The sequence below is a fragment of the Allorhizocola rhizosphaerae genome, assembly GCF_003426775.1.
Taxonomy (GTDB): domain Bacteria; phylum Actinomycetota; class Actinomycetes; order Mycobacteriales; family Micromonosporaceae; genus Allorhizocola; species Allorhizocola rhizosphaerae.
The window spans coordinates 1-6,683 of sequence record NZ_QJUG01000337.1 but is presented as its reverse complement, the minus strand read 5'-3'; the positions used below and the strand labels follow the sequence as shown (position 1 = coordinate 6,683).

Annotated in this window: 5 protein-coding genes; all 5 read right to left on the bottom strand. The window is 70.1% G+C overall.

Translation table 11 applies throughout. The annotated features are described in order from the left end of the window. Positions 1 to 1,313 (bottom strand): AfsR/SARP family transcriptional regulator (locus tag DM816_RS39240; RefSeq protein WP_162908302.1); only part of this gene is annotated, 1,313 nt, incomplete at its 3' end. A gap of 9 nt (positions 1,314 to 1,322) precedes the next feature. Next, positions 1,323 to 2,480, bottom strand: coding sequence for a macrolide family glycosyltransferase (locus DM816_RS39235; protein ID WP_162908301.1), 1,158 nt, complete (start codon positions 2,478 to 2,480; stop codon positions 1,323 to 1,325). Beyond that, positions 2,473 to 3,771, bottom strand: coding sequence for a condensation domain-containing protein (locus DM816_RS39230; RefSeq protein WP_117215550.1), 1,299 nt, complete (start codon positions 3,769 to 3,771; stop codon positions 2,473 to 2,475). Before DM816_RS39230 ends, DM816_RS39235 begins: the two co-directional genes overlap by 8 nt. Beyond that, on the bottom strand, positions 3,768 to 4,031 hold the full coding sequence (locus DM816_RS39225) for an acyl carrier protein (protein ID WP_211589053.1): 264 nt from the start codon (positions 4,029 to 4,031) through the stop codon (positions 3,768 to 3,770). The genes DM816_RS39230 and DM816_RS39225 overlap by 4 nt, the downstream gene beginning before the upstream one ends. Beyond that, positions 4,028 to 6,683 (bottom strand): non-ribosomal peptide synthetase (locus tag DM816_RS39220; protein WP_117215548.1); only part of this gene is annotated, 2,656 nt, incomplete at its 5' end. The genes DM816_RS39220 and DM816_RS39225, both read right to left, overlap by 4 nt.

Here is a 6,683-nt window from a genome sequence, read left to right as displayed (position 1 = left end):
GCCACTCCGGCGATCGTCTGCGCCTCCGGCGTGAGCCCGGCGCGCGCCAGGAACAGCCGCACCGCCGGGGATTGCGCCAACCGGGCCGGGTCGTCGGTGTCCGGGACGGCCAGCGGCGGCACGTCCCACCTGGCCTCCCCGCGCAGCCGCAGCGGTTCGCGGCTCGTGGCCAGCACGCGCACCTCGGGCGCGGCGGCCAGCAGCGGCCCGACCAGACCGGCCGCCTGCTCCACGACGTGCTCGCAGTTGTCCAGCAGGAGCAGCGTCCGGCGCTGCCGCAGGGCCGACGCGAGCCGCTCACCCGGCCCCGACAGGTCTCCCGGTGTGTCCCGAATGGACAGTGCGGCGAGGACGAACTCGGCCGGATCGCCCTGCCCGTCCCAGGTCGTGAAGTCGATCAGCCACGCGCCGTCGCGGTGAGTCCGCGCGACCGCGAGCGCCACACTGGTCTTGCCGACCCCGCCCGGCCCGGTGAGCGTGACCAACCGCCCGGACGCCAGCAACTCCCGGACTCGGGCGACGGCCTGTTCCCGCCCGATGAGCTCGGTGACGGGCGCGGGCAGGTTGCTCATGGGGATTATCGGGCGCTTGTTTGATACCGGATAATCCTCGCCGGAAAGAATCGCCCGGTGCAGGTCGGCCAGCTCCGGGCTCGGGTCCAGGCCCAGCTCGTCGGCCAGCCGGCGGCGCAGCTCCTGGAAGCTGTCCAGGGCCTCGGCCGTGCGGCCGGATCGGTGGAGCGCCCGCATGTGCGCGGCCCGCAACCGCTCTCGATAGGGGTGCGCAGCGACGTGCTCCGCCAGCTCGGCGACCAGCTCGTGATGCTCGCCCAGCTCCAGCCGCGCTTCGGCATGAGCCTCCACAATGGACAGCCGCTGTTCCTCCCACCGGGCGACAGCCACGCTCGCGAACTGGTCGTCGGCGAAGTCTGCCAGCGCCGGCCCACGCCACAGTGCCAGCGCCTCGTCGTATCGGCCCTCGCCGGCCAGCCGCGCGAACCGCGCCGCATCGACGTCGTCCGGCCCGACGCGCAACACGTAACCCGGTGGCTGCGACACCACGAGCTCGCGTGCGTCCGGCTCGGCGGCGGCAAGCGCACGGCGCAGTTGCGAGACGCGCACGTGCAGCGCCGCGGTCGGATCGGCCGGCGCCGCGTTGCCCCACAGGTCTTCGACCAAGGTGTCCGCGGACACCGGGCGCCCCTCGTGCACCAGCAGATCGGCCAGCAGCGCCCGCACCTTACGGCCGGGGATGCTGACCGGCTCACCGGCCTCGGTCCACACGGCCAGCGGCCCCAGCACCCCGAATCGCACCCGCCCAGGCTACGGAAGGCACTCCTCGACGATGTCGGCGGCACGCGCCGCGCCGCCGGCGGCCGCGATGTCGGCGCGCATCCGGGCGATCCCGTCGGCGATGGCCGGGTCCTTGACCATCAGCTCGACCGCCTCGCGCAGCGCGGCCGGACCGGACCCGGACAGCCGCGCCCCCAGCCCGAGCTCCTCGATGCGGGCCGCGTTGGCCTCCTGCTCCAGGGTCTGCGGCACGGCGAGCACCGGCACGCCGAAGCTCATCGCCTCCATGATCCCGCCCATGCCGGCGTGGCTCACCAGCGCGCTCGCGCGGGACAGAATGTCGAGCTGAGGCACCACCCGATGCGCCCGCACATTGGACGGAAGCGCTCCCATGGAAGCCACGTCGATGCGCTCGCCGCACGCGATGACGACCTCCCACGAGGTCTCGCCGAACGCCTCGACCACGCAGCGGTAGAACTGCGCGTTGGCGTTGTAGACGGTGCCCAGCGTGGCCAGGAGCACCGGGCCGTCGCCCGACGGACGCCATTGCCCCTCGGCGCGACGCAGGCACGGCCCCACGAACGCATAACTTGAGTCGAACAGCTCGCCGTTGTATTGGAAGCTGCGCGGATAGAACGCCATGTGCCGCGCGGGTGTCGGGCTCAGGAACGCGGCCGGTTCGAGGGACGGGCAGTGCTCTCCGAGGAACGCCGTGAGCTTCGCCACGTACTGCTGGAGGACGGGATCGTTGGGATCGACCGGCCCCATCGCCCAGTGCTGGTTGGACACCAGCATCGGCCACAGCTGGATCGACGGCACACCGAGCGCCTCGGCCATGACCCGCCCGGCGAAGGCCATGCGGTCGAACAGGATCAGGTCGGGCGGATCCTCGCGATAGATGTGCGCGATCTGATCCCACACGTTCACGGCCTCGTCGAGGAAGCTCAGCAGCGACTGGCTGATGTAGCCGTCGCGCGGCGGGGCCTGCGGGGTGGGATCGTCATCGCTGGGCCGCAGCGAACCGTACGCGTGCACGGTCGCGCCCGCCGCCTCCAGCAGCGGCCGGCGCTTTTCGATTGACGTGTAGGTGACCCGGTGCCCGCGCGCCACCAGCTGCTCGACGACCGGAATGGTCGGGATGACGTGCCCATAGGCCGGGATGTTGAATAAGGCTATGTGTTTACCCATGTTGCGCCGCCAGTTGGGATAGGCGGTTGCCGGGCTCGGCGACCGCGGCGGAAAGGACGCGCTCGTATTGCCGGGCCAGAGTGACGACGGTGTCCTCCGTGAAAAGCGCGGTGTCATAACGGATTCCGGTGCGCACGCCGTTTTCGTCCAGGCGCCAGATGTCGACCACCATGTCGTGCAGCACCTTGGGATGGCCGTGCGGGAAGTCCTCGATGTGCAACTCGCCCAGCTCGGGCTGCTTGTTCTCGTTGTCGTTGCGCATGCTGAAGATGACCTGGAACAGCTGTGTGCGGCCCGGATCGCTGGGCAGTCCCAGCCGGCCGACGATCCGTCCGAACGGGACGGTCTGCCGTTTCAGCGCATTGATGACCGTGGTGCGGGTGCGGGTGAGCAGTTCGGCGAACGTGGGGTCGCCGGACAGGTCGGCGCGCAGCGCGAGCGTGTTGGCGAACAGGCCGACCAGCGGTTCGAGCTCCGTGCGCACCCGGCCGGCGACCGGCGTGCCGACCGCGAAGTCGGTCTGCCCGCCGCTGCGCTGCCACAGCACCACCTGCAGCCCCGCGAACAGCACCATGAACGGGGTGCAGCGGGCGGTGCGCGACAGCTGGACGATCTGCGCGGCGAGCTCCGGACCCATCTGGTGGAAGAGCTCCTCGCTCGCCGTTGACTTCACTTGCGGCCGTGGGTGGTCGGTCTTCAATTCCAGTGGGGGCACCGTGCTGAGCCGTTCACACCAATAGGCCAGGTCGGCTTCGACCGCCGCCTCCTGCTCGCGCTGCCAGACGGCGAAGTCACCGTACTGGAACTCCAAAGCGGGCATCGCCGCTTCCGATCCCCCCAGATAAAACGCGCGGACCTCGCGGCCGACGATGCGCAGGGAGGCGCCGTCGGACATGAGATGGTGCATAGTGAAAATCCATACGTGATGGTCGTCGGCGAGGCGCAGCAGGCACGATTCGACCAGCGGCCCGTCGATCAGATCGAGCAGCCGGTTGGTGCGCGACAACAGGATCCGCTCCGCCTCCGCCTCACCGGTGACGTGGATGAGCTCGGTGTCGATGCCCTTCGGCGGGCTCACGGTCTGCAACGGCTCACCGTCGCGCAGCAGGAACCCGGTGCGCAGCACCTCGTGCCGGTTCACGAGCGCGCTCACGGCCGCGTTCCAGCGTTCGACGTCGAGCGGGCCACGGATGCGCCAGGTAAGAAACAGGATCGGTGACGTGTCTCCGGTGTAGGTCGTGCACAGGTACCAGAAACGCTGCTGCAGCGCGGAAAGCGGCAGGACTCTCATGCGAGTCGGTCCACGATGTTGGCGACGACGTCGTCGAGCGTGTCGGGGCCGAGCGCGCCGCCGATGTCGATTTCCACGCCGTACTCCAGATCGATGGCGTCGATCAGGCGCAGCGCGCTGAGCGAGTCGAGGCCCAGCGCACGCAGCGAGCTGCCCGCCAGCGCCTCGGAAACCGGGATCGCGCCGGAGGTGGCCTGGCTGATCAGCTCGGCCAGGCGCTGGCGCAGCCCCTCGGTGTCCATGTCAGCGTGGGCGGTCATGACGACGACTCCCTGATGTAGAGCGCGATCTCGGCGATCGTCGGGGTGTCGAAGAAGACGTCGAGCGGGACTTCGACGCCGAGGCGCTGCACGATGCGGCCGCTGATCCGGGTGATGGTCAGCGAGTGTCCGCCCAGGTCGAACAGGTCCTCCTCCGGCCCGATGTCGTCAATGGACAGTACCTCCTGCCAGATGTCCTGCAACGCCTTGATGATTTCGTCGCTGTCGCCTCCGGTGTCCACATCGGAAACCGGATCACGTGGGAGGGAAATCGCGGGCAGCGCGGCGCGGTCGAGCTTGCCATTGGCCGTGAGAGGCAATGCCTCAAGCACCTGCCACAGCCCGGGGATCAATGCTGTTGGAAGGGTGGCGGCCAGGTGCCGGCGCAGTTCGGCGGGCTCGGGTGGCGCGCCGCGCGCCACGATGTAGCCGGCGAGCTGATCGCCCCGCAGGGCGACGGCCGCCTGCGCGACGGCCGGGTGCTCGCGCAGCCTGGTCTCGATCTCTTCAGCCTCGACGCGATGACCGCGCACCTTGAGCTGATTGTCGGAGCGGCCACGGAACTCGATCTGGCCATCCAACGTCCACCGGCACACGTCGCCGGTGCGATACATGCCTCGCACGAACTTGTCCGCGGTGAGATCGGGGCGGCGCAGATATCCTTGCGCCACACCGGCTCCGCCAATGCACAGCTCGCCCCACAGGCCGACCGGCAGCGTCCTGAGTGCACTGTCCACAATGTATAGCCGCGTGTTGGCGATGGGGCGCCCGATGGTGACCCGCTCCGGATCGACGGGGATCTCGCCCGCGGTCGACCAGATCGTGGTCTCCGTCGGGCCATAGACATTGATCAGCCGGGCCACGCGGGAGCGCAGTTGCCGCGCGAGGTCGAGCGGGAGAGCCTCGCCACCGCACAGCGCGGTCAGCCCGTCGGGCAGGTCGGACTCCAGCAGCACGCGCCATCCCGACGGGGTGGCCTGCACGTGGGTCACGCCCTGCGCGCGGATCAGCTCCGCGACGGTGCGCCCGTCCAGCGCCCTCGCCTCGCTCGCGATGACCAGGCGCCCACCGGTGATCAGCGGGAGGAACAGCTCCAGCCCGGAGATGTCGAACGCGAGCGACGTGAGCGCCAGCCAGCGGTCGCCGGGCGTGCTGCCGACCGTCTCGGCCATGCCCAGCAACAGGTTTGCCAGCGCCGCGTGCGGCACGACGACGCCCTTGGGCTTGCCCGTGGAACCCGAGGTGTACATGACATAGGCGGCGCCCGGCACGCCCTCGCCCGTCCGATGCTCCAGGCCGTTCTCCGAGAGGATCGCGGCGGGTCGGGCATCCTCTAGGACCATCTCCTGCCGCGCCGCCGGATAATCCGGATCGATTGGGAGGTACGCGGAATCGCTCCGCATGACCGCGAGCATGTTCACCAGTGCGGGCAGGCTCCGGCGCAGGCGGATCGCGATGAGCGCATCGGCCGGCAGCCGCCGGGCGAGCTGCGCGCTGGCCTCGTCGAGCTCGGCGTAGGTCATGCTCTGACCGCTGTCGTCGACGACCGCGATGTCATCGGGGCGCAGGCGCACCTGTTCGGCAAACAGACTGACCACTGTCGCATGTGGATCGTAATCACGGGCCGTGTCGTTCCACGGGTGTTCCGGCTCAAGCTCGATACGCGCGACGTCTGCGGAGGGGTCGGCGTGCAGCACGGCGCGCAGGTGGCGTCCGATCCGCTCCACGGCCTCGGTCGGGATCGCGGATGGGCTGTGCTGCAGGCTCACCACCCACCCCTCGGGGCCCTCCACCACCTGGACGTGCAACGCGTTGCGCGCCGCCCCGCTGAACATCGCCCATTCGACATGCTCAAATGCGGGCTTCGGGGAACGCTTGCGATATCCCACTGACACGGGCGTCAGCGCGGGCACGGGCCGGGTCGTGCTCACCGGGCGGTGGCGATCCAGCATCCGGAGGCGGCGCCTGACATCGGACGCATAGTCCCGCAACGAGCCGGTGGCGGGTGCCACCGTCAGCACCGGCTCGTTGACGAACAGTCCAATGTGGTCTCTGGTCTCCGCCGTGCGGGTGGACATGCCCAGCGACACGGGCATCCCGGCGTTGCCGTATCGCGCCAGCACCACATGCACGGCGGCCAGCAACACCTCGAAATGCGTGAGCCCGTCGATATCGGCGGGAGCCATGGTGAACTCCACCGTGGCGCCCGGCTCGGCCCGCTCGGGCACATGACGCAGGTGCGGCAGATTCACCTCGGACCAGAATTCGATCCGTTCCGGGTCACCGCCGTTCCCCAGCGCGATCTCTGGCAGCGGCGCGAGCTCGGCGCCGGCGTAGGCGGCCGCCAGGTCGCGCACGAGCAGATCCTTGGAGTTGCCGTCGAAGACCAGGTGGTGCGCGGAGAACAGGAGCAGGTGGCGCTCGGGCGCCGCGCGCAGCAGGGCGAACCGGGCCAGCGGGCCGCGGGTCAGGTCATACGGCCGCTCGATCTCCGCACGCACGCGCGCGTCGCTGTGGTCGCCCTCGGTGAACGGGACCTCCGCGGCCGCCCGCACGAAGCGGGGCCCGTCCGCGGTGTCGGCGACCGCGCGGCTCAGCGCCGGGTGCCTGGCGACCACGGCCGCGCACGCCTCGCGCAGCGCGTCGTGGTCG

What these genes read in the sequence shown, in the direction of transcription:
- DM816_RS39225 (WP_211589053.1), bottom strand. Translation starts at nt 4,031, where the DNA reads ATGACCGCCCACGCTGACATGGACACCGAGGGGCTGCGCCAGCGCCTG.
- DM816_RS39235 (WP_162908301.1), bottom strand. Translation starts at nt 2,480, where the DNA reads ATGGGTAAACACATAGCCTTATTCAACATCCCGGCCTATGGGCACGTC.
- DM816_RS39230 (WP_117215550.1), bottom strand. Translation starts at nt 3,771, where the DNA reads ATGAGAGTCCTGCCGCTTTCCGCGCTGCAGCAGCGTTTCTGGTACCTG.